The organism is Flavobacterium jejuense, from assembly GCF_006491595.2.
GTDB classification, from domain to species: domain Bacteria; phylum Bacteroidota; class Bacteroidia; order Flavobacteriales; family Flavobacteriaceae; genus Flavobacterium; species Flavobacterium jejuense.
The window spans coordinates 1-213 of record NZ_VEVQ02000071.1; the positions used below are offsets into that span (position 1 = coordinate 1).

Consider the following 213-nt stretch of genomic DNA (forward strand, 5'->3'; position numbering starts at 1 on the left):
ATTGCAGATGGAGGCCTAACTGGCGTAAGTATTGCATCAAATGGGACTATTAGTGTTCCAGCAGGTACACCAGCAGGCACTTACAATGTTACTTACCAAATCTGTGAGAACCTAAGCCCAACTAATTGCGATACAGCAATCGCTACAATAGTAGTTGATGCAGCTGTTATCGATGCAGTAGACGATGCTACTCCAGCAGATTTATCAAGTGTA

The 213-nt window shown here is 43.2% G+C and carries 1 protein-coding gene; it reads left to right on the forward strand.

What is annotated here, in order from left to right:
• Positions 1–213, forward strand: a 213-nt coding sequence (locus tag FIA58_RS21255) for a hypothetical protein (protein WP_165928980.1), incomplete at both ends; no start/stop codon positions are given.